The 24,256-nt window shown below is 74.3% G+C and carries 25 protein-coding genes; 14 read left to right on the forward strand and 11 right to left on the reverse strand.

All coding sequences use genetic code 11. The features are described from left to right. Window positions 1-6: 6 nt before the first annotated feature. Entirely contained in the window at window positions 7-465 is a 459-nt protein-coding gene (locus tag CRP30_RS15395; RefSeq protein ID WP_097184783.1) for an SRPBCC family protein, read from the reverse strand. Window positions 466-531: 66 nt separating this feature from the next. On the opposite strand from CRP30_RS15395, the gene CRP30_RS15400 reads away from it, so the two are divergent. Beyond that, window positions 532-1,128, forward strand: a complete 597-nt coding sequence (locus CRP30_RS15400) for a mycothiol-dependent nitroreductase Rv2466c family protein (RefSeq protein ID WP_097184784.1) — start codon at window positions 532-534, stop codon at window positions 1,126-1,128. Window positions 1,129-1,143: 15 nt separating this feature from the next. Here CRP30_RS15400 and CRP30_RS15405 read toward each other — a convergent pair whose 3' ends face one another. Continuing rightward, a complete protein-coding gene (locus CRP30_RS15405) occupies window positions 1,144-2,295 on the reverse strand; it encodes an Mrp/NBP35 family ATP-binding protein (protein WP_097185022.1) in 1,152 nt (383 codons plus the stop codon). Window positions 2,296-2,543: 248 nt separating this feature from the next. Here CRP30_RS15405 and CRP30_RS15410 point away from each other — a divergent pair, with 248 nt between their 5' ends. The 5 genes from CRP30_RS15410 to CRP30_RS15430 are packed head-to-tail and all read left to right on the forward strand — an operon-like array spanning window position 2,544 to window position 5,451. Continuing rightward, window positions 2,544-2,924 carry a hypothetical protein gene (locus CRP30_RS15410; RefSeq protein ID WP_143278478.1) on the forward strand — a complete coding sequence of 127 codons (381 nt, stop codon included), beginning with the start codon at window positions 2,544-2,546 and terminating at the stop codon, window positions 2,922-2,924. Between the two features lie 50 nt (window positions 2,925-2,974). Further along, on the forward strand, window positions 2,975-3,670 hold the full coding sequence (locus CRP30_RS15415; RefSeq protein WP_097184786.1) for an AzlC family ABC transporter permease: 696 nt from the start codon (window positions 2,975-2,977) through the stop codon (window positions 3,668-3,670). Next, window positions 3,667-3,984: an AzlD domain-containing protein gene (locus CRP30_RS15420; RefSeq protein WP_097184787.1), complete on the forward strand. Its 318-nt coding sequence runs from the start codon at window positions 3,667-3,669 to the stop codon at window positions 3,982-3,984. Before CRP30_RS15415 ends, CRP30_RS15420 begins: the two co-directional genes overlap by 4 nt. A 17-nt stretch (window positions 3,985-4,001) precedes the next feature. After that, a complete protein-coding gene (locus tag CRP30_RS15425; RefSeq protein ID WP_097184788.1) occupies window positions 4,002-4,766 on the forward strand; it encodes a GNAT family N-acetyltransferase in 765 nt (254 codons plus the stop codon). A gap of 49 nt (window positions 4,767-4,815) precedes the next feature. Beyond that, on the forward strand, window positions 4,816-5,451 hold the full coding sequence (locus CRP30_RS15430; RefSeq protein WP_097184789.1) for a hypothetical protein: 636 nt from the start codon (window positions 4,816-4,818) through the stop codon (window positions 5,449-5,451). Between the two features lies 1 nt (window position 5,452). On the opposite strand, the gene CRP30_RS15435 is transcribed toward CRP30_RS15430, so the two are convergent. Genes CRP30_RS15435 through CRP30_RS15445 form a run of 3 tightly spaced genes read right to left on the reverse strand, consistent with a single transcriptional unit; the run spans window position 5,453 to window position 7,917 of the window. Continuing rightward, window positions 5,453-6,121 (reverse strand): pyridoxamine 5'-phosphate oxidase family protein, encoded by a 669-nt coding sequence (locus CRP30_RS15435; RefSeq protein ID WP_097184790.1) that lies wholly within the window; start codon window positions 6,119-6,121, stop codon window positions 5,453-5,455. 46 nt (window positions 6,122-6,167) lie between these two features. Beyond that, the gene (locus CRP30_RS15440; RefSeq protein ID WP_097184791.1) at window positions 6,168-6,686 is read right to left on the reverse strand and encodes a DUF1003 domain-containing protein; all 519 of its coding nucleotides are present in this window, start codon (window positions 6,684-6,686) and stop codon (window positions 6,168-6,170) included. Then, window positions 6,679-7,917 carry a magnesium transporter MgtE N-terminal domain-containing protein gene (locus CRP30_RS15445; protein WP_097184792.1) on the reverse strand — a complete coding sequence of 413 codons (1,239 nt, stop codon included), beginning with the start codon at window positions 7,915-7,917 and terminating at the stop codon, window positions 6,679-6,681. Before CRP30_RS15445 ends, CRP30_RS15440 begins: the two co-directional genes overlap by 8 nt. 25 nt (window positions 7,918-7,942) lie before the next feature. On the opposite strand from CRP30_RS15445, the gene CRP30_RS15450 reads away from it, so the two are divergent. From CRP30_RS15450 to CRP30_RS15460, 3 genes are all read left to right on the forward strand, one after another. Continuing rightward, entirely contained in the window at window positions 7,943-8,812 is an 870-nt protein-coding gene (locus tag CRP30_RS15450; RefSeq protein WP_200814770.1) for a PhzF family phenazine biosynthesis protein, read from the forward strand. Next, the gene (locus CRP30_RS15455; protein ID WP_235003441.1) at window positions 8,809-9,777 is read left to right on the forward strand and encodes a DMT family transporter; all 969 of its coding nucleotides are present in this window, start codon (window positions 8,809-8,811) and stop codon (window positions 9,775-9,777) included. The genes CRP30_RS15450 and CRP30_RS15455 overlap by 4 nt, the downstream gene beginning before the upstream one ends. Window positions 9,778-9,959: 182 nt before the next feature. Continuing rightward, window positions 9,960-10,913, forward strand: a complete 954-nt coding sequence (locus CRP30_RS15460) for an HpcH/HpaI aldolase/citrate lyase family protein (protein ID WP_097184793.1) — start codon at window positions 9,960-9,962, stop codon at window positions 10,911-10,913. A gap of 63 nt (window positions 10,914-10,976) precedes the next feature. On the opposite strand, the gene CRP30_RS15465 is transcribed toward CRP30_RS15460, so the two are convergent. Continuing rightward, on the reverse strand, window positions 10,977-11,411 hold the full coding sequence (locus CRP30_RS15465) for a DUF4190 domain-containing protein (protein WP_097184794.1): 435 nt from the start codon (window positions 11,409-11,411) through the stop codon (window positions 10,977-10,979). Window positions 11,412-11,555: 144 nt separating this feature from the next. On the opposite strand from CRP30_RS15465, the gene CRP30_RS15470 reads away from it, so the two are divergent. Then, window positions 11,556-12,755 carry an acyl-CoA dehydrogenase family protein gene (locus tag CRP30_RS15470; RefSeq protein WP_097184795.1) on the forward strand — a complete coding sequence of 400 codons (1,200 nt, stop codon included), beginning with the start codon at window positions 11,556-11,558 and terminating at the stop codon, window positions 12,753-12,755. Between the two features lie 57 nt (window positions 12,756-12,812). Here the strand turns inward: CRP30_RS15470 and CRP30_RS15475 are convergent, their stop codons facing one another. The 5 genes from CRP30_RS15475 to CRP30_RS15495 form a co-directional block, all read right to left on the reverse strand. After that, window positions 12,813-13,505 (reverse strand): DUF4230 domain-containing protein, encoded by a 693-nt coding sequence (locus CRP30_RS15475; RefSeq protein ID WP_097184796.1) that lies wholly within the window; start codon window positions 13,503-13,505, stop codon window positions 12,813-12,815. Window positions 13,506-13,664: 159 nt separating this feature from the next. Then, window positions 13,665-14,456: an ABC transporter permease gene (locus tag CRP30_RS15480; protein WP_097184797.1), complete on the reverse strand. Its 792-nt coding sequence runs from the start codon at window positions 14,454-14,456 to the stop codon at window positions 13,665-13,667. Further along, window positions 14,453-15,400 carry an ATP-binding cassette domain-containing protein gene (locus tag CRP30_RS15485; RefSeq protein ID WP_097184798.1) on the reverse strand — a complete coding sequence of 316 codons (948 nt, stop codon included), beginning with the start codon at window positions 15,398-15,400 and terminating at the stop codon, window positions 14,453-14,455. Before CRP30_RS15485 ends, CRP30_RS15480 begins: the two co-directional genes overlap by 4 nt. Window positions 15,401-15,412: 12 nt before the next feature. Continuing rightward, on the reverse strand, window positions 15,413-16,204 hold the full coding sequence (locus tag CRP30_RS15490) for a DUF4097 family beta strand repeat-containing protein (RefSeq protein WP_097184799.1): 792 nt from the start codon (window positions 16,202-16,204) through the stop codon (window positions 15,413-15,415). Between the two features lie 86 nt (window positions 16,205-16,290). Further along, window positions 16,291-16,821: a type II toxin-antitoxin system HicB family antitoxin gene (locus CRP30_RS15495; protein WP_097184800.1), complete on the reverse strand. Its 531-nt coding sequence runs from the start codon at window positions 16,819-16,821 to the stop codon at window positions 16,291-16,293. A gap of 117 nt (window positions 16,822-16,938) precedes the next feature. On the opposite strand from CRP30_RS15495, the gene CRP30_RS15500 reads away from it, so the two are divergent. The 4 genes from CRP30_RS15500 (at window position 16,939) to CRP30_RS15515 (ending at window position 24,234) form a co-directional block, all read left to right on the forward strand. Continuing rightward, entirely contained in the window at window positions 16,939-17,874 is a 936-nt protein-coding gene (locus CRP30_RS15500) for a quinone oxidoreductase family protein (RefSeq protein ID WP_097184801.1), read from the forward strand. Between the two features lie 278 nt (window positions 17,875-18,152). After that, complete coding sequence (locus CRP30_RS15505; protein WP_143278479.1) at window positions 18,153-20,909, forward strand: hypothetical protein; 2,757 nt, start codon at window positions 18,153-18,155, stop codon at window positions 20,907-20,909. Window position 20,910: 1 nt separating this feature from the next. Continuing rightward, the gene (locus CRP30_RS15510) at window positions 20,911-22,197 is read left to right on the forward strand and encodes an ABC transporter substrate-binding protein (RefSeq protein WP_097184803.1); all 1,287 of its coding nucleotides are present in this window, start codon (window positions 20,911-20,913) and stop codon (window positions 22,195-22,197) included. 12 nt (window positions 22,198-22,209) lie between these two features. After that, the gene (locus tag CRP30_RS15515) at window positions 22,210-24,234 is read left to right on the forward strand and encodes a serine/threonine-protein kinase (protein ID WP_097184804.1); all 2,025 of its coding nucleotides are present in this window, start codon (window positions 22,210-22,212) and stop codon (window positions 24,232-24,234) included. Window positions 24,235-24,256 lie beyond the last annotated feature (22 nt).

Below are 24,256 nucleotides of genomic sequence, written 5' to 3' on the forward strand. Positions count from 1 at the left end.
GAGCGGTCAGCCCGCCGCGTCGCCCTCCGCGGCGGCCTTGAGCCGCTCCAGCGTCCCGGTGATGCCGTCGCGGTTGCGCTCGGGGAACTTCGCGCCCCGGACCACCTTCGTGGCGGTGGGGCTCGCGCGCGACATGTCGAACGTCTCGGTGACCGTCGTCCCGCCGTCGGTCGTGGGCGTCAGCTCGTAGCGCCACCGGTTGGCCGTGCAGTGCCGCCACGCGATCCGCCGGTCGGCCTCGAACTCCACGACGCGGTTCACGATGACGTACGGGACGCCGAAGAGCTTCATCCGCACCGCGAACGTCTGCCCCTCGGCCGTGAGCCGGTCGGGGGCCTTGACCACCGCACCGACCGACCCGGACCCGTCGATCCGCGAGTGCTGGCGCGGATCGGCCAGGATCGCGAAGACGGCGGCGGGCGGGGCCGCGACGGTGATGGTCCCGAAAACCTGCTGGTCAGCCACCTGCTGACCGTACGGGCGCGGTCCGGGAGGCGCAGGACGGCGGTCGGTCCGGGCATGCTGCCTGCCATGACGGATACCTCCGCCGACTGCTGGTTCGACCCCAGCTGCCCCTACACCTGGGTGACCGCCCGCTGGCTCCGCGAGGTGGAGCGCGTCCGCCCGGTCCGCGTCCGGTGGCACGTGATGAGCCTGACGATCCTCAACGAGCACCGGGACGACGACCCGGAGGGCGATCCCGAGGGCTGGTTGCGGCTGCCGGTCCGTGTCTTCGCCGCCGTCCAGGAGCGGTTCGGGCAGCAGGCGCTGGTGGAGCTGTACGAGGCCTACGGCCGGCAGGTGCACGACGCGAGCATCTGGGGGGACCTGTCAGACGTGCTGGCGGCGGCGGGACTGCCGGCGGAGCTGGCCGCCGCCGCGGACGACGAGGACAACGACCTCCTGGTGCGGGCCTCCCACGAGGCCGGGGTCGCGCTGGTGGGCCCGCACGTCGGCACACCGATCGTCGCCGCGGACGGCGCCGCCTGGTTCGGTCCGGTGCTCTCGCGGGTGCCCCGGGGCGAGGAGGCCGGCCGGTTGTGGGACGGCGTCGTGCGCGTCGCCGGCGTCGACGGGTTCCACGAGCTCAGGGGCCGCCCGCACGCACCGCCCCGCTCCGGCCCCTGAGCCGGCGCCTCGGCGCTACTTGCGGACGGGGGTGAGCCCCAGCGACATGCCGGAGAGGCCGCGCTGGCGGACGGCGAGGCCCTCGGCGATCTTCTCCAGCGCCTGCGCGGCGGCCGTCTCGGGGTCGGCGAGCACGATCGGCGCACCGGCGTCGCCGGCCTCGCGCAGCCGGGTGTCGAGCGGGATCTGGCCCAGCAGCGGCACGCGGGCGCCGAGGGTCTTGGTGAGCGCGTCGGAGACCGCCTCGCCGCCACCGGAGCCGAACACCTCCATGCGCGAGCCGTCGGGCAGCTCGAGCCACGACATGTTCTCGACCACGCCGACCACCTGCTGGTGGGTCTGCGTGGCGATCGCCCCGGCGCGCTCGGCCACCTCGGCGGCGGCGAGCTGCGGCGTCGTGACCACGAGGATCTCGGCGTTCGGCACGAGCTGCGCCACCGAGATCGCGACGTCGCCGGTGCCCGGGGGGAGGTCCATGAGCAGGACGTCGAGGTCGCCCCACCAGACGTCGGCGAGGAACTGCTGCAGCGCGCGGTGCAGCATCGGCCCGCGCCAGACGACCGGGGTGTTGCCCGGGGTGAACATGCCGATCGAGATGACCTTCACGCCGTAGGCCTGCGGCGGCATGATCATGTTGTCGACCTGCGTCGGCTTGTCCTCGACGCCGAGCATGCGCGGCACCGAGTGGCCGTAGATGTCGGCGTCGACGACGCCCACCGACAGGCCGCGCTTGGCCAGCGCCGCCGCCAGGTTCACGGTGACGCTGGACTTGCCGACGCCGCCCTTGCCGGACGCGACCGCGTAGACGCGGGTCAGCGAGCCGGGCTGGGCGAACGGGATCACCGGCTCGGCGGCGTCGGTGCCGCGGACGGTCTTGCGCAGCTCGGCGCGCTGCTCGTCGCTCATCACGTCGAGGACGACCGACACCGAGGTGACGCCGGGGACGGCGCCCACGGCCTGGGTGACCCGGTTGGTGATGGTCTCCCGCATCGGGCAGCCGGCGACGGTCAGGTATACCTCGACGCGGACGGAGCCGTCGCCGCCGATCTGCACGTCCTTGACCATGCCCAGCTCGGTGAGCGGGCGGTTGATCTCCGGGTCCTGGACGGTGGCCAGAGCGGCGGTCACGGCGTCGAGCGCCGGCGTGCCGGTCAGCGTGTCGGACATCGTTGCGTGTGTCTCCTTCGACGGGGGAACCCGGTCGACGATCGGCGAGTGCGCGGCGACCTGCGCGATCGGGTCGTCTGCCACTGTACGGCGGGAGGCGCGGGGCGCTGCGGACGGCGGAGTGATCTGCTGCGCACCCCGTCTGAGGCCCTCAGACCCGGCGGCCGTCCGCCTAGGCACCGCCGGGGCACGGGGACTGCCCGGTCGCCCGATGCCGCGGGGTGCCCCTCAGAACGATCGTCGTCGCCATGACCACGACGCTTCTCCGCCCCGACGCCACCCGGACCCCCACCACCGACGTGCTCCGCGTCCTCCTCGACGAGGTCCTCTCCGAGGTGGCCGACGACGCCACCGACCGGTACTCCAGCCGGACGCCGGCGGGGCGCGCCCTCCTGTCGCTGGCCGCGCTGGCCCGGCGGGCGGCCGGCGCCCTCGGCGCCGACGCCGGCGTGGCGCTGACCTCGGGGCCCGGCGTCGTGGTGCAGCGCGAGCTGGCCGCGGCCACCCACCTGCTCGACCAGGCCGTCGGGGCGGCGGGCGGGGAGTCGCCGGAGGTCGCCGAGTTCGTTGTCCCGGCCCAGCGGCTGCACGCGCACCTGCTCCAGGCGCTCGCGGCGACCGACCGCTGAACCTCGACCGGCGGCGCCGGGCACCGGGCGGCTCGTTAGGGTCGCCAGACATGTCCGCCCCTACCCGCTCGACGGTCCTCCGCGACGCGATCGGGCTGGGGCTGGCGGTCGGTCTCTACGGCGCCGCGTTCGGTGCGGCCGCCGATGCCGCCGGGCTCGACGTCTGGCAGGCCATGACCCTCTCCGCCCTGATGTTCACCGGTGCCTCGCAGTTCGCCCTGGTCGGGGTGCTGGGTGCCGGCGGCAGTGCCCTGGCCGCGGTCGGCAGCGCGCTGCTGCTCGGCACCCGCAACACCGTGTACGGCGTCCGGCTGGTGCCGCTGCTCCGGCCGCGCGGGGTCCTGCGCCGGCTCGGGACGGCGCACTGGGTCATCGACGAGACGACCGCGCTGTCGATCGCCGCGCCGGACCGCGGCCTCGCCCGGCTGGCGTTCCTCGCCGGGGGCGCGTCGATCTTCCTGATGTGGAACGCGACCACTGCCATCGGTGCGCTCGGCGCGGCCGCACTCACCGGACCCGCGCTGGCCGCGCTCGACGCGGTGGTCCCGGCCGCCTTCCTCGCGCTGCTCTGGCCACGGCTGCGGGCGGGCTTCCCGGAGGCCGGCGTGCAGCTCCGGGTCGCCGTCGGCGGGGCCGTCGTCGCCCTGGCGCTCACCCCGTTCGTGCCGGCCGGCGTCCAGGTGATCGCAGCCGTCGTGGCCGTGGCCCTCGCCGGACGGCCGAAGCCGCGGGCGGCGGCCCGATGAGCGGGACGGGGCTGTGGGCGGCGGTGCTGGCCGGGTCCATCGGGTGCTACCTGCTGAAGCTGGCCGGCCTGTCGGTGCCGGCCGCCTGGGTCGAGCAGCCGTGGGTGGCCCGGATCGTCGACTTCGTGCCCGCGGCGCTGCTCGCCGCGCTCGTGGCGGTGCAGGCGTTCACCAGCGGCCAGGAGCTGGTGGTCGACGGACGGCTGGCCGGGCTGGCCGTCGCGGCGCTCGCGCTGGCACTGCGGGCGCCGTTCATCGTCGTCCTCCTGGCCGCCGGGGCCGCCGGGGCCCTGGCGCACGTCGTCGCCGGCTGAGCCGTCGGAGGACCGCCATGACCCCGGATCAGGACTCCCTCGTCGACGTCCGCGCGGCGATCGACACCGTCGACGGCGAGATCGTCGACCGGCTCGCCCTGCGGCAGCGGCTGGTCCGGCGGGCGGGCCGACTCACGAGCGACGCCGCGGCCGTCCGGGCACCGGCGCGGGTGGCGGCGGTCATCGCGCGGGTGCGGGACCTGGCGGCGGGTGCCGGAGCCGATCCGGATCTCGTGGCGCGCGTCTACCGGACGATGATCGCCGCCTTCGTCGAGCTGGAGCTGGCAGAGGCGGGCCTGCCCGACCGGCCGCTGATCGGGCCGGCCGACCCGGCCGACGCCGGCGAACTGCTGACCCTGCAGCGCGCCGCGTACGCGACCGAGGCCCGCCTCTACGGCGATCCGGAGCTCCCGGCCATGGTGCAGACCCTGGAGGAGCTCACCGCCGAGCTGGCCACGGGCATCGCGCTCACGGCCACCCGGGGCGGGCGGATCGTGGGAGCCGTTCGGGGGCGTGCCGCGGACGGCGTCCTGCACGTCGGCCGGCTCACCGTCGCGCCCGACCAGCAGGGGCAGGGCATCGGGACCGCACTGCTCGCCGAGGTGGAGGCGGCGGCCCCGCCCGGGACGCGGCAGGCGACGCTCTTCACCGGACACCTGAGCGTGGGGAACCTGCGCCTCTACGAGCGGCTCGGCTATCGCGAGCAGCGGCGCGAGCGGCTCACCCCGTCCGTGGAGCTGGTGCACCTCTCGAAAGCGCTGCCCGGGGGCCGGCCGGCCTGACCTGCGCGTCGTCCGCCCGAGACGGCCCTGCTCGGCCACCATCGGTCCGGTGACCACAGTCGGGAACCGCCTCGCACGACCGGAGCTGCGGATCGTCGCCGGCTTCGTCATCCTCGGGCTCCTCGCCGGTGTCGCGGCCAAGGCGGCGGACGAGTCCGGCTGGCGGTGGGCTGCCGACCTCGGCAGCTATCCGGCCGCGTGGGTGCTCGCCGTGGCGCTGATCGGCCGGTCGGCGCCGACCCTGCCGACGGCGGCCGGCCGGGCTGCCGCGTTCTTCGCCGCCATGACGCTGGCCTACTACGCCTGGGCGGCGTGGGCCCTCGGGTTCGGCTGGAGCCGGTTGCTCCCCGTGTGGCTCGTCCTGTCCGCCACCGCAGTGGCGTTCTTCGCCGCGGTCGTGCACTGGGCCGCCCGGCACACCGGCCTGCTGCCCGGGGCGGTCATCGCGCTGGCGGCCGGGACGACGCTGGCCGGCGGCGCCTTCCCCGGCCTGTGGTCCGGGCTCACCGGCGGCCCCGACCCCGGGCACCCGGTGCAGGGCGTCGTCGACGTGCTCGTCGCCCTCCTGCTGCTCGCCGTCCTGCCGGCCACGCCCCGCACCCGGCTGTGGGCCGTGCTGCTCGTCGTCCCGGCGGCCGTGGTGGCCGGGCGCCTGCTGGACGTGCTGCGCGCCGTGATCGGGTGACTCAGCCGCTCACGGGGCGGGACCACGACCGGACGTGCTCAGGCACCGCGATGCCCGGCTCGAGGTCCGGTGAGGGGACAGGAGCAGCGGCGACCGTGCTCAGGGGCAGCACGCCGGCCCAGTGGGGGAGTCCGAGGTCCTCGTCCTCGTCGTTCGGCGGACCGGAGCGAACCTTCACCGAGACCTCCTCGAGCGGCAGGCGCAGCACCGTCGTCGCGGCGTACTCCTTACGCGTCGGTGGACGGCACCCCGCCACGCGCCCGGCCGCGATCGCCTCGACGAGCGCGTCCAGCGCCTGCGCCTTCTCGGTGGCGTCGGCCACGACCGTCGCGGTGCCGTGGGCGACCACCGAGCGGTAGTTCATCGAGTGGTTGAACTGCGACCGTGCCAGCACGACACCGTCCAGCAGCGTCACGGTGACGCAGACGTCCAGTCCCGCGCCGGTGGCCGCCCGCATGCCCCGGGCGCCGGTCGACCCGTGCAGGTAGAGGACCTCGCCCACGCGGGCGTGCAACTGCGGCAGCACCACGGGGCGCCCGTCGACGACGAACCCGACGTGGCAGACCAGGGCCTCGTCGAGCACCGCGTGCACCGTGGCGCGGTCGTAGCCCACCCGGTCGGGCGTCCGGCTGGGCGTGGTGCGGGAGCTGGGGGGATAGGCCGTCGTCACCGGGCGATGATGCCGGTCCCGACGGACGGGGACGACCGGATTCCGGTCAGGCGACGGGATCGCGCCGCTTCTTGGCCTTCTTCTCGCGCTTCTCGCCGTCGTCCCCGCTGTCGCCGGTGAGCCGGTTGAGCTCGCTGCGGATGAAGTCGCGGGTGGCCAGCTCGCCCACGGCGACGCGCAGCGACGCCAGCTCCCGCGCCAGGTACTCGGTGTCGGCACGCACGGCGGCCGAGCGCGCCCGGTCCTCCTCGGCCTGCACGCGGTCCCGGTCGGCCTGCCGGTTCTGGGCCAGCAGGATGAGCGGGGCGGCGTAGGCGGCCTGGGTGGAGAAGGCCAGGTTCAGCAGGATGAACGGATAGGGGTCCCACCGCAGCTGCACCGCGAAGACGTTCAGCGCGATCCAGACGATCACGATGATCGTCTGGACGGCCAGGAACCGGCCGGTGCCGAGGAACCGGGCGATCGTCTCGGCGAACGCCCCGACCGCGTCGGGGTTCAGCCGCAGGAAGCTGCCGAACCGGCGGGTCTGCCCGCGCGGGACGTCCAGCCGGGGAGCGTCAGCCACGACGGGCCCGCTCGCGCCAGTCCTCGGGCAGGAGGTGGTCGAGGACGTCGTCGACGCTCACCGCGCCGACCAGGTGCCCCTGTGCGTCGACCACGGGGGCGGCGACCAGGTTGTAGGTCGCGAAGTAGCGGGTGACCTCCGCCAGCGGCGCCTCGGGCGTCAGCGGCTCGAGGTCGTCGAGCACGCCGCTGACCAGCGACGACGGAGGTTCGCGCAGCAGCCGTTGGATGTGCGCCAGCCCGAGGTACCGGCCGGTGGGCGTGGCCGACGGCGGCCGGCAGACGTACACCTGGCTGGCCAGCGACGGCGTGATCTCCGGCTCCCGAACCCGGGCGAGTGCCTCGGCGATCGTGGCGTCGGGCGCGAGGATCACCGGCTCGCTGGTCATGATCCCGCCGGCGGTGTCCTCGGAGTACTTGAGCAGCTGGCGGACCGGCTCGGCCTCGTCGGGCTCCATGAGCTCGAGCAGCCGGTTGCGGTCGACGTTGGACAGCTCGGCGAGCAGGTCGGCCGCGTCGTCGGGGTCCATGACCTCCAGCACGTCCGCCGCCCGGCGCTCGTCCAGGGTGCCGAGGATGACCACCTGGTCGGCCTCGGGCAGCTCGCCGAGGACGTCGGCCAGGCGTTCGTCGTCCATCGCCTCGGCCACCTCGTGCCGGCGCTTGATCGGCAGCTCCTGCAGGGCGTGCGCGACGTCGGCGGCGTTCAGGTCGCGGTAGGTCGCGATCAGGGTCTCGGCGCCCTGGCCGGTCTGGGGGAGGGCGAGCCCCTCGACCTCGTCCCAGGCGAGCTGGTGCAGCTGGCCGCGCCGGCCCAGCCGCCCGGGCTCCTGCACGGCGAGACGGGAGACGACCCAGTCGCCGGTGCGGATCTGCTCGATGCCGGCGTCGACGACGTGCGCCGGCCGGCCGGACTCGCTGATCCGCACCGTGCGGTCCAGCAGCTCGCCGAGGACCAGGGTCTCGCCGCCCCGCTGCTCGAAGCGCTTGAGGTTGAGGGTGCCGCTCGCCAGCATCACCGCGCCGGGGTCGACGGCGGTGACCCGGCCCATCGGCACGAAGATCCGCCGGCGCGCGACGACCTCGACGACGATGCCCAGGACCCGCGGGGTGGCGGTCCCGACGCGGAGGGCCACGACGACGTCGCGCACCTTCCCGACGCGGTCGCCGTTGGGGTCGAACACCGTCAGCCCGGCGAGCCGGGAGACATACGCCCTGCTCGCGGTGGTCACGGGTTCTGAGGTTACCGTCGGCGCCGTGCCGCCCCGGGATGAGCTGGACTACGAGATCGTCGACGTGTTCGCGCCGCGGGCGTTCGCGGGCAATCCCCTCGCCGTCGTGTTCGACGCCGACGACCTGACCACCGCCCAGTGCCAGGCGCTCGCCTTCGAGTTCCACCTCTCGGAGACGTCGTTCGTGTGCGCGCCGACGGCCCCCGCCGCCGACTACAAGGTGCGGATCTTCACGCCGTTCGCGGAGCTGCCCTTCGCCGGTCACCCGAGCGTGGGCGCCGCCCACACGCTGGTCCGCACCGGCCGGCTGTCCGCGGGCACCGTGCGCCAGGAGTGCGGCGCCGGCGTCCTCGACCTGGTGGTCGACGACGAGGGGGCGCAGCTCTCGGGTGGGCGGCCCACCCTCGAGGACGGGCCGGCCCCGGCCGAGCTCGCCGCGGCCCTCGGGCTGGGCGAGGACGACGTCACCGGCGTCCCCGCGGACGTCGCCGGCTGCGGGCTGCCGTTCGCCTACCTGTCGGTGCGCCCGGACGCCGTCGACCGGGCCGTCCCCGACCAGCGGGCCCTCGACGCGCTGGGCGTGGGGGAGGGCGTGTCGGTCCTGTCCTGGGACGCCGCGACGTCGACGGCCTACGCCCGGGTGTTCGCGGGCGACCTGCGGTGGGGCGAGGACCCGGCCACCGGCTCGGCCGCTCTGGGCACTGGTGTCTGGCTCGTGGAGAGCGGGTTGCTGCCGGCGGAGGGGACGTCGTCCTACACCGTCCGGCAGGGGGAGAAGCTCGGCCGCCCGTCGGTGCTGGAGTGCACGGTGAGCGCAGCGGGGAGCAAGGCCGTCGCCGCCACCGTGCGGGGCGCCGTCGTGCCGATCGCGCGCGGCCGCATCCGGATCCCATGAAGGACCCCGTTCCCCTCGCGCCTCGCTCCGCTCGGCACGAGCCTCTGAACGGGGCCGGGGGGGCCTGGGCGCTGCACCGCCCGGGCTCGCGGGACGTCGGGCTGCTCTCCCTCGCCGTCATCGGCGTCTCGCTCTCCGCCCCGCTGACTGCGATGGTGACCGCGCCGATGCTGGCGCTGGCGTTCTGGCGCAACGCCGCCGGGGCCGCCGCGCTCGTCCCGGTCCTGCTCACCCGCGAGCGCGCCACGCTCACCGGCCTCCGCTGGCGCGACCTGCGCAGCTCCGTCGTCGCCGGCCTCTTCCTGGCCGCGCACTTCGCCGCGTGGTTGCCGAGCCTGTCGATGACGACCGTCGCGGCGTCGGTCGCGCTGGTCACCACCACCCCGATCTGGACGGCGCTGGCCGCACGGATCTCGGGGGTGCTGCTGCCGGCCGCCGTCTGGTGGGGGCTGCTCCTCGCGTTCGTCGGCGTCGTGCTGATCGTCGGCGTGGACGTGACGGTGAGCCTCGAGGCGCTCGCCGGCGACGGCCTCGCGGTGCTGGGGGCCATCTGCGCCGGTGGCTACGTGCTGGCCGGGGCACGCGCCCGTCAGCGGCTCGCGACGTCGGCCTATGCGGTCGTCTGCTACTCGGTCTGCGCGGTCGTGATCGCCGTGTCGGCGGTCCTCGTCGACGTGCCGCTGGCCGGGTTCGAGGCGCGCGAGTGGTGGCTGATCGCCGCCATCACGGTCTCCGCGCAGCTCTTCGGCCACACGCTGCTCAACCTCGTGCTCTCCACCGTGGGGCCGACGGTCGTGAGCCTCGCCGTCCTGCTGGAGGTGCCCGGCGCGCTGATCTTCGCGCTCGTCCTCCTGGGTCAGGCACCGCCGCTCCTGGCGCTGCCCGGCGTGGCGCTCGTCGTCGCCGGGGTGGCGCTCGTCGTGCGGGCCAGCCGCCCGCAGACGCTGGTCGAGCCGGCCACCTGACGCGCTTCGGGCCGCTCCCGACGCCGAGTGGGCAGTCGTTGTCGCCCGAACCGGTGCGTCGGGGCGTGTCGTCGACCACAACTGCTCTCTCGTCGAGCGGGCGGGGGATCCGCCGGTCGGCGACGTGATCACGCCGTCGCTACTCTCCGGTAACCGACTTTCCGACTGATAGCGGAGGCACCGTGGCCGAGCTCCGATCCCGTCGTTCCAACCTCGCCGTCCCGGGGAGCAACCCCCGGTTCCTGGAGAAGGCCAAGGGCCTCCCCGCCGACCAGGTGTTCCTCGACCTCGAGGACGCGTGCGCGCCGCTGGCCAAGCCCGGTGCCCGCAAGAACATCGTGGCGGCGCTGAACGAGGGCGGCTGGGGCGACAAGATCCGCACGGTCCGGGTGAACGACTGGACGACGGAGTGGACGTTCCAGGACGTGCTCGAGGTCGTCGGCGGCGCGGGAGCCGAGCTCGACTGCATCATGCTGCCCAAGGTCCAGGACGCCGCCCAGGTGAAGGCGCTGGACCTGCTGCTCACCCAGATCGAGAAGGCCAACGGCCTGGAGGTCGGCCGGATCGGCATCGAGGCGCAGATCGAGACGGCGCAGGGCCTGATCAACGTCAACGACATCGCGTTCGCCAGCGACCGGATCGAGACGATCATCTTCGGCCCGGCCGACTTCATGGCCAGCATCAACATGAAGTCGCTCGTCGTGGGCGCCCTGCACCCCGACTACCCGGGCGACCCGTTCCACTACATCCTCATGCAGATCCTCATGGCCGCCCGCGCCCGTGGCGTGCAGGCCATCGACGGTCCCTTCCTGCAGGTGCGCGACGTGCCTGCGTTCGAGGAGGTCGCCAAGCGCTCGGCGATGCTCGGCTTCGACGGCAAGTGGGTGCTGCACCCGGGCCAGATCGACGCGGCCAACGAGATCTACGCGCCGTCGCAGGAGGACTACGACCACGCCGAGCTGATCCTCGACGCCTACGACTGGGCGACGTCGGAGGCCGGCGGCAAGAAGGGCTCGGCGATGCTCGGCGACGAGATGATCGACGAGGCCAGCCGCAAGATGGCCCTGGTCATCGCCGGCAAGGGCCGCGCGGCCGGCATGGAGCGGACGTCGTCCTTCACCCCGCCGGAGCAGTGAGTTCGCCCCACTGACGCACCTCGACGCGGCGGTGCCCCGACCGGGGCGCCGCCGCGTCGTCGTTCAGGAGAAGCCGTTGCTGCTGAACGCCGCGAAGGCGACCAGCCAGAGCACGATCATGCCGACGAAGATCGCCGTGACGATGCCGCCGACGATGATCCCGGCCAGCGCCAGGCCCTCGCCGTCCTCACCGGTCTGCCGGATCTGCCTGCGGGCGACGATGCCCAGGACCAGCCCGGCCGGCGCGAAGACGAACGCCATCACCAGGGCGAGGATCGCCATCGTGTTGGTCGGCCGCCCGTAGACCGGCGGGTAGCCCGGCGGCGGCCCGTACGCCGGGGGCGGGAAACCCGGCTGCCCGTACCCGGGCGGGCCGTAGGCCGGTGGGCCGTAGCCGGGGGCCGGTTGGCCGTACCCGGCCGGCGGCGCCCCCGCGGGGGGAGGCGGCGGTGGGGACGGCGGATCGCCCCGGTAGAGGTTCTCGTCGTTGCTGCTCATGCGTCCTCCTGGCGGGCGGTCCCGGTCGGGGGGTACTCCACCACGCGGACGGGCGATGCCTGACCAGGCACACGGCGGAGGGCCCCGGGATGTGGCCCATACTCACCGGTAACTCGGACACCGCCGTCCCGAATGGAGCGCCCGTTGACCCGCTTGGCCCAGACCGCCGATCTGACCGACATCCAGCGCGAGATCCTGTCGACGGTCAGGAGCTTCGTCGACAAGGAGATCATCCCGCACGCGCAGGAGCTCGAGCACGGCGACGTCTACCCGCAGGAGATCGTCGACGGGCTCAAGGAGCTGGGCATCTTCGGGCTGATGATCCCCGAGGAGTACGGCGGCCTGGGGGAGTCCCTGCTCACCTACGCGCTCGTGGTCGAGGAGATCGCCCGCGGCTGGATGAGCGTCTCCGGCGTCATCAACACGCACTTCATCGTCGCCTACATGATCAAGCAGCACGGCACGCAGGAGCAGAAGGAGCACTACCTCCCGCGGATGGCCACCGGTGAGGTACGCGGCGCCTTCTCGATGTCGGAGCCCGGGCTGGGGTCCGACGTCGCCGGCATCCGGACCAAGGCCGTCAAGCAGGCCGACGGCGGCTACGTCATCGACGGCCAGAAGATGTGGCTGACCAACGGCGGCAGCTCCACGCTGGTCGCCGCGCTCGTGCGCACCGACGAGGGTGCCGAGAAGGCCCACCAGAACCTCACGACCTTCCTGGTCGAGAAGCCTTCGGGCTTCGGTGAGGTCAAGCCCGGGCTGACCATCCCCGGGAAGATCGACAAGATGGGCTACAAGGGCGTCGACACCACCGAGCTGGTGTTCGACGGCTACCGGGCCGAGGCCGGCGACATCCTCGGTGGGGCGCCCGGCAAGGGCTTCGCCCAGATGATGGACGGCGTCGAGGTCGGCCGGGTCAACGTCGCCGCCCGCGCCTGCGGCATCTCCATCCGGGCCTTCGAGCTGGCCGTCGCCTACGCCCAGCAGCGGGAGACCTTCGGCAAGCCGATCGCGCAGCACCAGGCGATCGCCTTCCAGCTGGCCGAGATGGCGACCAAGGTCGAGGCCGCGCACCTGATGATGGTCAACGCCGCCCGCCTCAAGGACGCCGGACAGCGCAACGACGTCGAGGCCGGCATGGCCAAGCTCATCGCCAGCGAGTACTGCGCCGAGGTGACCACGCAGTCCTTCCGGATCCACGGCGGCTACGGGTACTCGAAGGAGTACGAGATCGAGCGGCTCATGCGCGAGGCGCCGTTCCTCCTCATCGGCGAGGGCACCAGCGAGATCCAGAAGACGATCATCAGCCGAGGGCTGCTCAAGGAGTACAAGCTCAAGGGTTGACGCAGCGTGGAACCACAGAGGCCCGGAACCGAACTGGTTCTGGGCCTCCGTGGCCCTTCACGCGGGGTCGTCGGTGAAGCGGACCTCGACCTCGTCGACGCCCAATGCCCCGGCGAGGCCGGTCAGCATGGCGCGGGTGTTGGTCTCGGCGCGCTCGCGGAGGTCGCTCTCCGCTGCGGCTGCTGTGATCCGGTCCTCGGCCTCCGCGTAGACCGCGCTGTCGTCGACCGGGTCGTCGCCGACGGCGTCGCCGATCCGTTCGAACAGGCCGCGGTCGCGGTCGAGGACGCGGCTCTCCTCCGGGTCGATGCGGACCTCGTCCAGCCGAGGGGCCGGCAGCTCGATGGTCGCGGACGTGCCGTCCGCGGAGAGCGTCACCGCACCGGCGTCGAGGGCCGCGAAGTCGACGTAGGCGTCGGCGGTGCCGGTCGCGAGCAGCTGGACCCGCTCGCCGCTGATCGCCGAGGGCACGTAGCGGGTGTCCACCTCGCGGTCGACGACGACCTGGAAGGTGCCCGTCGCCGCGTGGTACTCCTCCAGGTCCTGGAGGGTGAGCAGCAGCGGGGTCGTGCTCCGGTCGACGACGTCCTGCCCGAAGAGCTCCCCGGGCAGCCAGTCGGCGACCTTCATGCCGACCGGCACGAGGACGACGACGCCGACCCCTGCCGCGACGAGCCGCAGCGGGACACGGCGACGGCGGCGCGGCGCCGGCTCGGCGGACACGGGGCGGGACGACAGCAGCGTGGGCATGCGCGGCCTCTCGGGGGCAGGGGAGGAGGGGGCGGTGCTCACCCCGTGCAGCGGTGTGACCGCCCTCTCCATTCCCGACACCGCGAGATCTGCACACTCGCCGCCTTTCCACGCGCGATGAGGGCGAGTGTGCAGATCTCGTCGGGCGGTGCGACTCGTTCAGCGGGCCGGACGGCGCTCGTAGTTCCGGCGCGCCCATAGGTAGCCGACCAGTGCCAGGGCCGCGCACCACGCCGTCGCCACCACGCCGCTGGAGCCGATCGCCGTGCCGGTGAGCAGGCCGCGCAGCGTCTCGATGATCGGCGTGAACGGCTGGTGCTCGGCGAACCAGCGCAGGCCGGCCGGCATCGACTCCACCGGCACGAAACCGCTGCCGAAGAACGGCAGGAGCATGAGCGGCATCGGCAGGTTGCTCGCGGCCTCGACGGTCTTCGTGTGCAGCCCCATGGCGATGGACAGCCAGGACAGCGCGAAGCTGGTCATCGCGAGGACGCCGAGCACCGCGAGCCATTCGACCGGGTTCGCCTCGGGCCGGAAGCCGATCAGCAGGGCGACGGCGACGACCATCGCCAGGCCGACCATCGTCTGGATCACCGCGCCCACCACGTGCCCGGTGAGCACCGAGGCGCGGGCGATGGACATGGTGCGGAACCGGGCGATGATGCCCTCGGTCATGTCCATGGCGATGCCGATCGCCGTCCCCTGTGCGCCGCCGGCGATCGCGAGGATCAGGATGCCCGGGACGACGTAGGCGAGGTACTCCGCCCGGCCGCCGGACGGCAGCCCCAGGCCGGCGCCGAGCGTCCCGCCGAAGACGAAGACGAACATCAGCAGGAAGACGATGGGCAGCGCGGCGACGATCACGGTCAGCCCGGGATAGCGCACGGCGCGCTTGAGGTTGCGGCGCAGCATCGTCGCCGAGTCGCGCGCGGTCAGGGCCAGCGTGCTCACGAGGTCACCTCTGCGGGGGTCGGGCGGCCGGTGAGGGCCAGGAAGACGTCGTCCAGGTCGGGGGTGTTCACGGCGAGACCGGCGACGTCGACGCCGGCCCCGTCGAGCCGGGCGAGCAGCGCCTTGAGCGTGGCGACGCTGCCGTCGCCGGGGACCTCGAGGGTGAGCGCGCCCTCGTCGGCCGGTGGCATCCCGAGGAGGCGGGCCGCGCGCTGGAGCGGCTCGGCTCCGGCGAACTCGAGCCGGATGTGGCCCCCGGGCACCATGCGCTTGAGCTCGTCGGCGGTGCCCTCGGCGACCAGCCCCCCGGCGTCCAGGACGCCGATCCGGTCGGCCAGCTGGTCGGCCTCCTCCAGGTACTGGGTGGTGAGCAGGATGGTGGCGCCGTCGGCGACGAGGCCGCGGACGATGTCCCACATCGCCCGGCGGCTGCGCGGATCCAGACCGGTGGTGGGCTCGTCGAGGAAGACCACGCGGGGGTCGCCCATCAGGCCCATCGCGAGGTCCAGCCGCCGCCGCATGCCGCCGGAGTAGGTGCTGGGCACGCGGTCGGCGGCGTCGAGCAGGTCGAACCGTGCCAGCAGGTCGGTGGCCCGGCGCTGACCCTCCCGGCGACCGACGTGCAGCAGGTCGGCCATGAGCCGCAGGTTCTCCGCACCGGTCAGCAGGTCGTCGACGGCGGAGAACTGGCCGGTGAGCGCGATCGAGGCGCGCACGGCGTCCGGCTCGCGACGCAGGTCGTGGCCCGCGATGCGGACCTCCCCGCCGTCGGCGGGGATGAGGGTGGACAGGATGTCGACGGTGGTCGTCTTCCCGGCCCCGTTCGGGCCCAGCAGGGCGAAGACCGTCCCCTCGGGCACGGTGAGGTCGAGCCCGTCGAGGACGACCTTGGGGCCGTAGGACTTGCGCAGGCCGGTGACGGCGATGGCCGCGGTGGGCTTCATGGTCAGGTCCTCTCAGGCCCGGCGGATGAGGATGTCGCCGTAGGACGTGCGGGCGTGGATCTCGACGGTCTCGCCGGCGCCCTCGGGTCCTTCGGTCTCGGTGAGCGTGTTGCGGATGCGACCGGAGCCCGACTGGACGTCGAGCCAGGCCGCCGTCCCCTCCCGGACGCCGGCCTCGACCTCGCCGTAGGCGGTCTCCAGCACCAGTGAGCCGCGGACCGCCTCGCCGACGCGCACCTGGCCGTACTTCGTGCTGCCGGTGAGCGAGTCGAGGGCCCGGTCGACGGTGACGTCGCCGTAGCCGGTGCCGAGGCGGGTGGGGCCGGCGGCCTCACCGACGCGGACGTTGCCGTAGGCCGTGGTCACGTCCGCCTCCCCGTCGACGGCGGCCGCGGAGACGTTCCCGCTGGACGTGCGGGCACGCAGGCTGCCCGCGCGGTCGAGACGCAGGTCGCCGTGCTTGCTCTCCAGGGCGACGGCGCCCAGGCGGCCGGCGCAGGTGATCTCGCCGGCGAGCGTGCGGACGTCGACGGAGGATCCGGCGGGGAGGACGACGTCGACCTCGATCTCCGGCCCCGAGCCGAAGAAGAGCAGGCGCGGGCGGCTGGTCGACCGGACGAGCAGCTCGCCGGCGGTGAAGGTGACCACCGTCTGCTCGGCCGCGGCGACGTCGGCGGCGCTGCGCTCGCTGCGCGGGCGGACGGTGACGACGGTGTCGTGGCGGTCGTCGGCGCGGACGCGGACCGATCCGGAGACGACCTCGATGCGGGCCGCGATGGGTCCGGGGGTGTCGAACGTGGGCATGGCTGCGCCTTCCTCAGGGCAGGGGTGGGTGCCCCCGGGCCGGTCGGCCGGGGTGGCGGTGCGGTGCGGTGCGGGCGGGGCGCGGGCTAGCGCGCCCATCCCGTGTACTGCGAGCCGCCGGCCCACCGGCCGCGACGGGCGTCGGACGACGGGCGGGGCGTGGGCTCCATCGCGGTGGCGACGGCGCGGACGAGCCAGGTGTTGACCGAGACGCCCAGGCGTGCGGCGGCGTCGTCGACGCGGGCCTTCAGCTGCTCGGGCAGCCGCAGGGTGATGCGGAGCGTGCCCCCTTCGTCGAGGTCGATGAGGGGGTCCTGCGCCTGGGGGCTCTCGGGTGCGGGGGAGTCGGCGGCCGGGCCGGCGGGCGGCTCGACCGGGGGAGAGGTGACGGCGAAGCCGAGGTCGCTGCCGCGGAGCCGCACGTCGACGGTGCCGGGAGCGAGCTGGCCGGTGATCTCCTCCGCCGCCTGGGACAGTGCGCTGAGCAGCGCCAGGCGGACCGAGGACTCCAGCGGAGCGGTGAGTCGCTCCGCCAGCGCGCGGGCCTCCTCGCCGCCGGCATCGGCCGCGGTGAGCAGGTCGCGGCGGAGCTGGTCGACGAACGGGGTGAGGTCCATGGCGTCACTATGACACCAGGATGACGTCAACCGCAAGAGGAATGACACCACCGTGGTGTCACGAGGGGGCTCCCGCCCCTCCCGGGCCCCCTGTCCAGCGGCGTGTAGGCAGGACGCATGCGTGCCGCGGGAGTGACCGAGTTCGGTGGGCCGGAGGCCTTGCACATCGTCGACGTGGAGCCCGAGCCCCTCGGGCCGGGTCAGGTGCGGCTCCGGGTGGAGGCAGCCGCGGTGAACCCCACCGACACCTACGCCCGGTCGGGTGCCTATGCCGAGCGCGACCCGGTGAAGACGCCGCCGTGGGTGCCGGGCATGGACGTGGCCGGGGTCGTCGCCGAGGTGGGCGAGGGTGTGGACCATCTGGCCGTCGGCGATACGGCGATGGGCATCGTCGTCCCGTTCGGTCCCCACGGGGCTTACCGGGAGGACAAGGTGCTGTCAGGGAACTCGGTGGTCCGCGTGCCGGCGGGCATCGGCGCCGTGGCCGCCTCGACTCTGCCCATGAACGGGCTCACGGCCCGCTTCGCGCTCGACCTCATGGCGCTGAGGCCGGGGCAGGTCCTCGCGGTGACCGGTGCGGCCGGGGCCTTCGGCGGCTACGTCGTCCAGCTGGCGAAGGCCGACGGGCTGACCGTCGTCGCCGATGCCTCCGAGGCCGACGAGGCGCTGGTCCGCGAGCTGGGGGCCGACGTGGTGGTGCGGCGGGGTGCGGGTGTGGCGGCGCGGATCCGCGAGCACGTCCCGGAGGGCGTCGACGGTCTGGCCGACGGCTCCGTGCAGGACGCCCAGGTGCTGCCCGCGGTGAAGGACGGCGGCGCGGTGGCGACCGTCCGCGGCTACCGCGGCGACGGGCAGCGGGGCCTCCGCGTCTTCCCGACGCTGGTCCGCAGGGTGGCCGAGGACCGCGCCGCCCTCGATCGGCTGCGGCAGCAGGCGGAGGACGGCGTCCTCACCCTGCGCGTCGCGCAGACCCTCCCGCTCGAGGAGGCGGCGGAGGCGCATCGCATGCTGGAACGCGGTGGTATCCGCGGCCGGCTGGTGCTCACTTTCTGATCTCGGGTGGCGACCCCTCCGTAGTCGTGTGACAGTCCGGTCGCAGACCGACGAGGGGGCGATGTGGGCAGGGCGGGGCAGCACTGCCGGCCGCCCGGCCCCGCGCAGGCGCCCGCCATCCGATCGGGTGGCCCGGCAGCAACGAGACGGACTGGTCCGTCTAGTGTGCTGACCGCAGACCGCCCTCGTCCCCTCGACCGGCCGGCCCCGGCGCGTACGCGCAGCTCGGGCCGGGGGTCGCTTCGGGACGGCGGGCCTTCACGACACGGGGGATCTTTGTGACGGGCACTGTGCGTCGGCCGTTCTCGGCGTTCCGGACGGCCATCGGACGCCGGTGGGGTGTCACCGCCGGCGCGACCGCCGTGCTCCTGGGCACCGCCGCGGTCACGGCTCCGGTCGTCTTCGCCGAGGAGCAGCCGAAGCGGGCCCTCCAAGCGGTGACGATCGCGCTGGCGAACGACGGTGCGGTCACCGGCCTGACGTCGACGCTCGTCAGCCGGGACGAGGACGGGGAGAGCCCCAGCACCACGAGTCGCGCGCTGAACCCGGCCGAGCACGCCGGTGACCTGCCCGTCCGCGTCACCACCTCGTGGCGCCACGACGGCCGGGTCGGCACCGACCTCTCCGACGTCGAGGGCGTCAGCGGTCGCGTCGAGATCAACGTGACCGTGCAGAACACGACGATGCGGCCGGAGCTCTTCCGCTACGACGCCGCCGGCGTCGCCCGCGAGAGCTACGAGCTGGTGACGACGCCGATGACGGTGGTCGCCAGTGCCACCCTCCCCGGGGACAGCGCCGGACAGCTCGTGCAGCCGCAGGCAGGGAGCACGGAGCCCGGGACCACGAACGGGGTGGTGAGCACCGACGAGGAGACCACGACGGTCCAGTGGGCCTCCCTCCTCGCGCCCCCGCGGATGGCACCCAGCACCACCTTCACCCTGGTGCAGGACGCCGAGGAGTTCCGGCTGCCCCAGATCGACCTCGCCGTCCAGCCGGGCCTGGCCACGGACAACTCCGTGGCCCGTCTGGTGAGCGACGTGTTCGGCGGATCGGCCGCCCTCGTCGGCGCCGAGAACAACACCATCGGGCTGATCGCCGAGGTCAACGCCACGCTCGCGCAGGTCACCGACAGCCTCGCCACGGTCCAGCAGACGCTCAGCGTCAACGCCGGCGAGGTGGGAGCAGCGGCCACCACGGCGCTCACAGCGACCGCGGACTCCGTGGACGTCTCGATGCAGGCACTGATGGCCGACCTTAAGGCTCTCGACGACTCGGTGGGCGCCACGGTGGAGGGCGCGAACAGCCGCGCGACCGGCGCGCTCGACCAGAGCGTGCAGGGCGTCCTCGACTTCTTCGGCACGCCGGACGAGGCGCAGGGTCCGGTCGAGGCGGGATGCGGCGACCAGACCGCGGCCGAGGCGCCGGCCACCACGCTGCTCGGGCAGCTCTCCACCGTCAGCCGTCAGCTGCGCGGGCTCGCGTCCGCCAGCGGTGACTGCGTCGGCGAGCTGCGCACCGCGCTGCAGACCAGCATCGGCTCCGCGGCGGACTGCGACGCGCAGTCGACGTCCCTGGTCTGCCAGCTGACGGGCGCCGGCTCGAAGCTCACCGGCCTGGCCGACACGCTCGGCACGCAGGTCGCGGGCATCCGCAGCCTCGTCGAGACCGACGCGATCACCGACGTGAAGACGCAGCTCGCCGACCTGCGCGGCGCGCTCGCGGCGGCGCAGCGGGCAGGGGCCGATCTCCACCAGCCGCGGAACGCCGGCACCACGGGACAGCTCACCGCGCTGAACGCCATCGCGAAGGCGATCACGGACGCCTTCGCCGCCGTTCCGGCACCGACCGACCACACGTCCCTCATCGCCGAGTTGAACGCCGTCAGCGCTCTCGCGGACGAGCGGGTCGGGGACCTGACTCCGGCGGATCTCCAGGCAGTCGCGAACCAGGTCTGCGCGCTCACCGGGACTGACCAGGCGTCGGTGAACGCGGTGAGCGAGGCCATCGGGGGAGGGACCTGCGACGACTCCGAGGGGACCGCCACAGAGCCGTCGCTCCTCGACAAGCTGACCGACCAGGTCGCGGACTGGCAGCGCGTGAAGACGGTGACCGCCAACGCCGCGAGCGCGCTGACCGCGGCCCAGAGCCAGGTCGCCTCCCTCCGCGCCGCGCTGACCGGCCTGCAGTCCGACGTCACCGACCTTCGCGGGCTCGTGGTGGGCGGCGACACCTCGCTCGGCACGGCCATCGATGGACTGAGGGCGCAGCTCGACGCGCTCTACGACGACCAGGCGGTCACCCCCGACTGCACCAGCACGCCGGGCACCACGCCTTCGGTGAATGCCGTCGCTGCAGCCTTCGCCGTGGTGGAGTGCAACCAGGCCGACGTCGCGACCGCCCTTGGCGGCCTCGACACCACCGCCACCGACGTCCGGGGCGCAGGAGCCGACGACGTGGCCAAGGCTGCCGAGGACGCCGAGCTGGCCGGTACCGCCGCCGACGCGTCGCTCGGCGGGCTCTCCACCACGCTGGCCGACCGCCTCAACGGTTCCGCCGACCAGCAGCTCGAGCAGGGCCGGGCCGTCGTCGCCGCGCAGACCGCGCGGCTGCAGGCCGTCGAGGCCGCCGCCCAGCAGGAGCTCGACGCCGCCGCGCAGGAGGCGGTCGGCCGGCTGGCCGAGCAGATCAGTGCCGCGACGACGTCGCAGACGGCCGCCGCGGACGAACTGCAGGCGCAGCTGCAGAAGGTGCTCATCGACCTGGGGTCGGCGGCCGAGGGCCGCGGGCTGCTGGGCGTCATGCAGAACAGCGCCGGGCAGACCGGGGTGCGCAACGAGCAGGTGCAGGAGACCAGCGAGGACGCCGCGAGCTACCGCGGCGTCCGGCTGGCCGAGGTCGCCGACGCGCAGCTCGAGCAGCAGCAGCTGGCCCGCTCCCTGCAGGCAGCGCAGCGCACCGGCGCGTTCGCCGAGGACCTGCCGGCCGGGTCGGTCAGCTCGACCGTCTTCTGCTTCCGCATCGGCGGGGACGCCTGACATGCGCAGGTTGCTCAGCTGCCTGGCCGTCGCGGCCGTGACGACGGCGGGGTGCACCTCCGGGAGCGACGAGGCCGCGCCGGAGGAGGACTTCCAGCCCGCGGCCGCGCCGCAGATCGAGGTGGACCTCCTGCAGGAGCTCGACGAGCCGGTCCGCGTCGGCGTCGTCCTGACCAGCTCCGGCCCGCGCGGCGAGGGTGCGGAGTTCGCGGCGCTCGCCGCCGGCGCCCGGGTCGCCGAGTTCCGCCTCGACGAGCCCGATGCCGACCGCGTCCAGCTCGAGGTGGTCGACGACCGCGGCACCGCCGAGGGGGCGCTCGCCGCCACCGAGCAGCTCGTGACGTCCGGGGTCGCCGGCATCGTCTACGCGTCCGCCGGCGCGCACCTGGACCCGGCCCTCGCCGCGGCGGAGGTGGCCGGCACCGCGGTGCTGCTGCCCTACGACCCGCGCGAGTCCGCGGCCGGCGCGACGACGTGGCGCACCGGCCCCAGCGAGGGCCAGGTCGCCGACCGGGTCGCCGAGCTGCTCGCGGAACGGGCGCAGCGGGCACCACTGGTGCTCACCGCGGAAGGACAGGGCGCCGGTCTGCCCGAGCTGGCCGACCCCTCCCGCGTCGCCGCCCTGACCGCCGGGGACGCGCTCGTGCCGCAGGTGTCGTCCGCCGCCGCTGCCCTCACCTCGGGCGGCGCCGACGGCGTCGTCGTCGCCGCGTCGGCGCCCACGTCCGCCGAGACGGTGGCCGCCCTGCAGGCGGTGGCGCCCACGGTGCCGGTGGTCCTCGGGCCCGCCGCCCTGGCCCCGGCGTTCGCCGGCACGCTCACCGACCTCGGGGCATCGGGTGGGGCGACGACGGCCGGCCAGTTCTTCACCGTCGGCCCGGCCGCGACGGACACCTCCGCCGAGGACGGCGTCGTGCGGTTCCTGGCCGCCGTGCGCCTGGCCGCCCAGGACGTCGAGCTGACGTCCCTCGACGGGGCCACGGGCTTCGGGCAGGCCGGCGCGGCGACGGCCGACGTCCGCGGCCACGACGCCGTCCTCGCCATCGCGGCGGCCGCGGCGGCCGCCGGCTCCGCCTCGCCGTCGGCCGTGCTCGACGCGCTGCGCGAGCTGGACCTCGACGCCGCGGACGGGCTCGCCGGACCGGCGCTGTCCTTCACCGCGGGCAGCCAGGCCCTCGACGACGACGGCGTGGCCGTGCTCCAGGGCACCACCCGCGGCGCGGGCCGGGGTGTCGAGGAGGACGCGCCCGCACTGTCGTGGTTCGTGCTGCCCACCGGCACCCCCTGATAGGCACGGGGCATGCAGACGACCCGTGCGCTCGGCAGCCGGTACCTCCTCGAGCGTGAGCTCGGGTCCGGCGCCATGGGTCAGGTCTGGGTGGCCCTGGACCAGCGGACCGGGGAACGGGTGGCCGCGAAGCTGCTGCGCCCCGAGTTCGCCCGCGACCCGGAGATCCTCACCCGGTTCGTCCAGGAGCGGTCGATCCTGCTCGGACTGGTCCACCCGAACGTCGTCCGGGTGCGGGACCTCGTCGTCGAGGGCGACGACCTGGCCATCGTCATGGACCTCGTCGACGGCGCCGACCTGCGCGCCCGGCTGCGGGCGGCGGGGACCCTCCCGGCAGGGGAAGCGGTGCGGATCACCGTCGACGTGCTGGACGCGCTGGCAGCGGCGCACCAGGGCGGCATCCTGCACCGCGACGTGAAGCCGGACAACGTGCTGCTCACCGCGGACGAGCCACCCACGGTGCTGCTCAGCGACTTCGGCATCGCCCGGCTGGCCCAGGAGACGACGGTCCGGATGACCGGCGTCCTCGGCACCGCCGACTACATGGCCCCCGAGGTCTTCACCGAGGAGACGGCGAGCGCGGCCTCCGACGTCTACGGCGTCGGCATCCTGCTCTACGAGCTCCTGGCCGGCCGCACGCCGTTCGCCGGGGGCGGTACCGGCTACGCGATCGCCAACCGGCACGTGACGGCCGAACCGCCGCCGGTCGAGGGCATGCCCGCAGCGCTGGACGCCGTGCTCCAGGGGATGCTGGCCAAGGACCCGACCCGCCGTCCGCCCGCCGCCTCGGCGGCCGCCGCGCTGCGGACCGCGCTCCCGCAGGTGGCCGACGTCGCGGCCCTCCCGGTGGCACCGCAACCGCGCAGCTGGACGGCGGCGACCACCGGCCCGGTGCCGGCCTTCGGTGTGGTGGGCCACCGGGCGCCCGCCGACATCGACCCCGGCCGCACCAACATCAAGGGCGCGGCGGCGCAGGACGCTGCGGGCCCGGCTGCGGTGACGGACGGGGCCACGCCGTGGGTGGCGCCCTTCGGCGACCACGACGACGACCTGGCCGGCGCGCAGACCATGCTCCGGTCCCCGCGTTCCCGCCCCGCCGAGGCAACGGCCGCCGCGGCGCCGGAGACCGAGCCGGCCCGCTCCTGGGTCCGCGACAAGCGCACCTGGCTGATCGGGGCCGGCTCGCTCGTCGCCGTCGGCGCCGTCGTGGGCGTCGTCGCGCTGACCGGCGGCGGGGACGACGCGCCGCGGACCCCGACCGGCGGTGGCGCGGCCGCGGCGGCGGAGATCACCACGCTGGCCCCCTCCGAGCAGCTCCCGTCCGGGCTCACGACCGTGCGGGAGGCGGCCTACGACCCCGGGTCCGGCAGCCTGACCACGACCGTCACGTGGTCGGCCGACGTCGCCCTCGCCGGCCCGCTGTTCGAGTCCGTGCCCGCCGCGGGGGACGGCAAGCCGTGTCCCGACGCGTTCTGGTCGGTGCCCGCCGTCCGCGACGTGACCGCGGGCGTCCCGGCGACGGCGTGCGGATGGGAGATCCCCGTCGACGTCCCGGCCGGCGGCAGCGTCACCGCGGAGTACACCGTGCCCGTCGCCCTGGACGAGGGGGAGGAGACGCAGGCCATGCGGGAGCGGCTGTCCGAGCAGGGCACCGCGACCCGGACCGCGCTGGAGGGCCTGTCCGCCACCGCCGTGTACCCGGCCCAGCGGCTGGACGACCTCGAGGTGCAGATCGGCGGCACCGTCCGCGTGGGCGCCCCGGTGGAGCTGGTCGTGCTCCCGGTGTGGAGCGGCACGGGATCGGCGGACAACATCTCCGTCGTGTTCAGCAGCCGCACCCCGCAGCCCACGCTGCTCCTCGAGCAGCTCGGCGGGCAGCTGGAGGTGCGCACCGACGACTGCTCGGGGTCGCTCGCCTTCACCGATCGCGTCCCGTACGCCAACACGATCGGCTCCCGGTGCACGGTGTCGGTGCGGCTCGGCGGGCTCGAGGCGCGCAGCCGCACGTTCGACGTCCTCCAGAACACCGCCGGCTGACGGGCGGGCTCCGGTGCGACTG

Source organism: Blastococcus haudaquaticus (genome assembly GCF_900230285.1).
GTDB lineage: Bacteria > Actinomycetota > Actinomycetes > Mycobacteriales > Geodermatophilaceae > Blastococcus_B > Blastococcus_B haudaquaticus.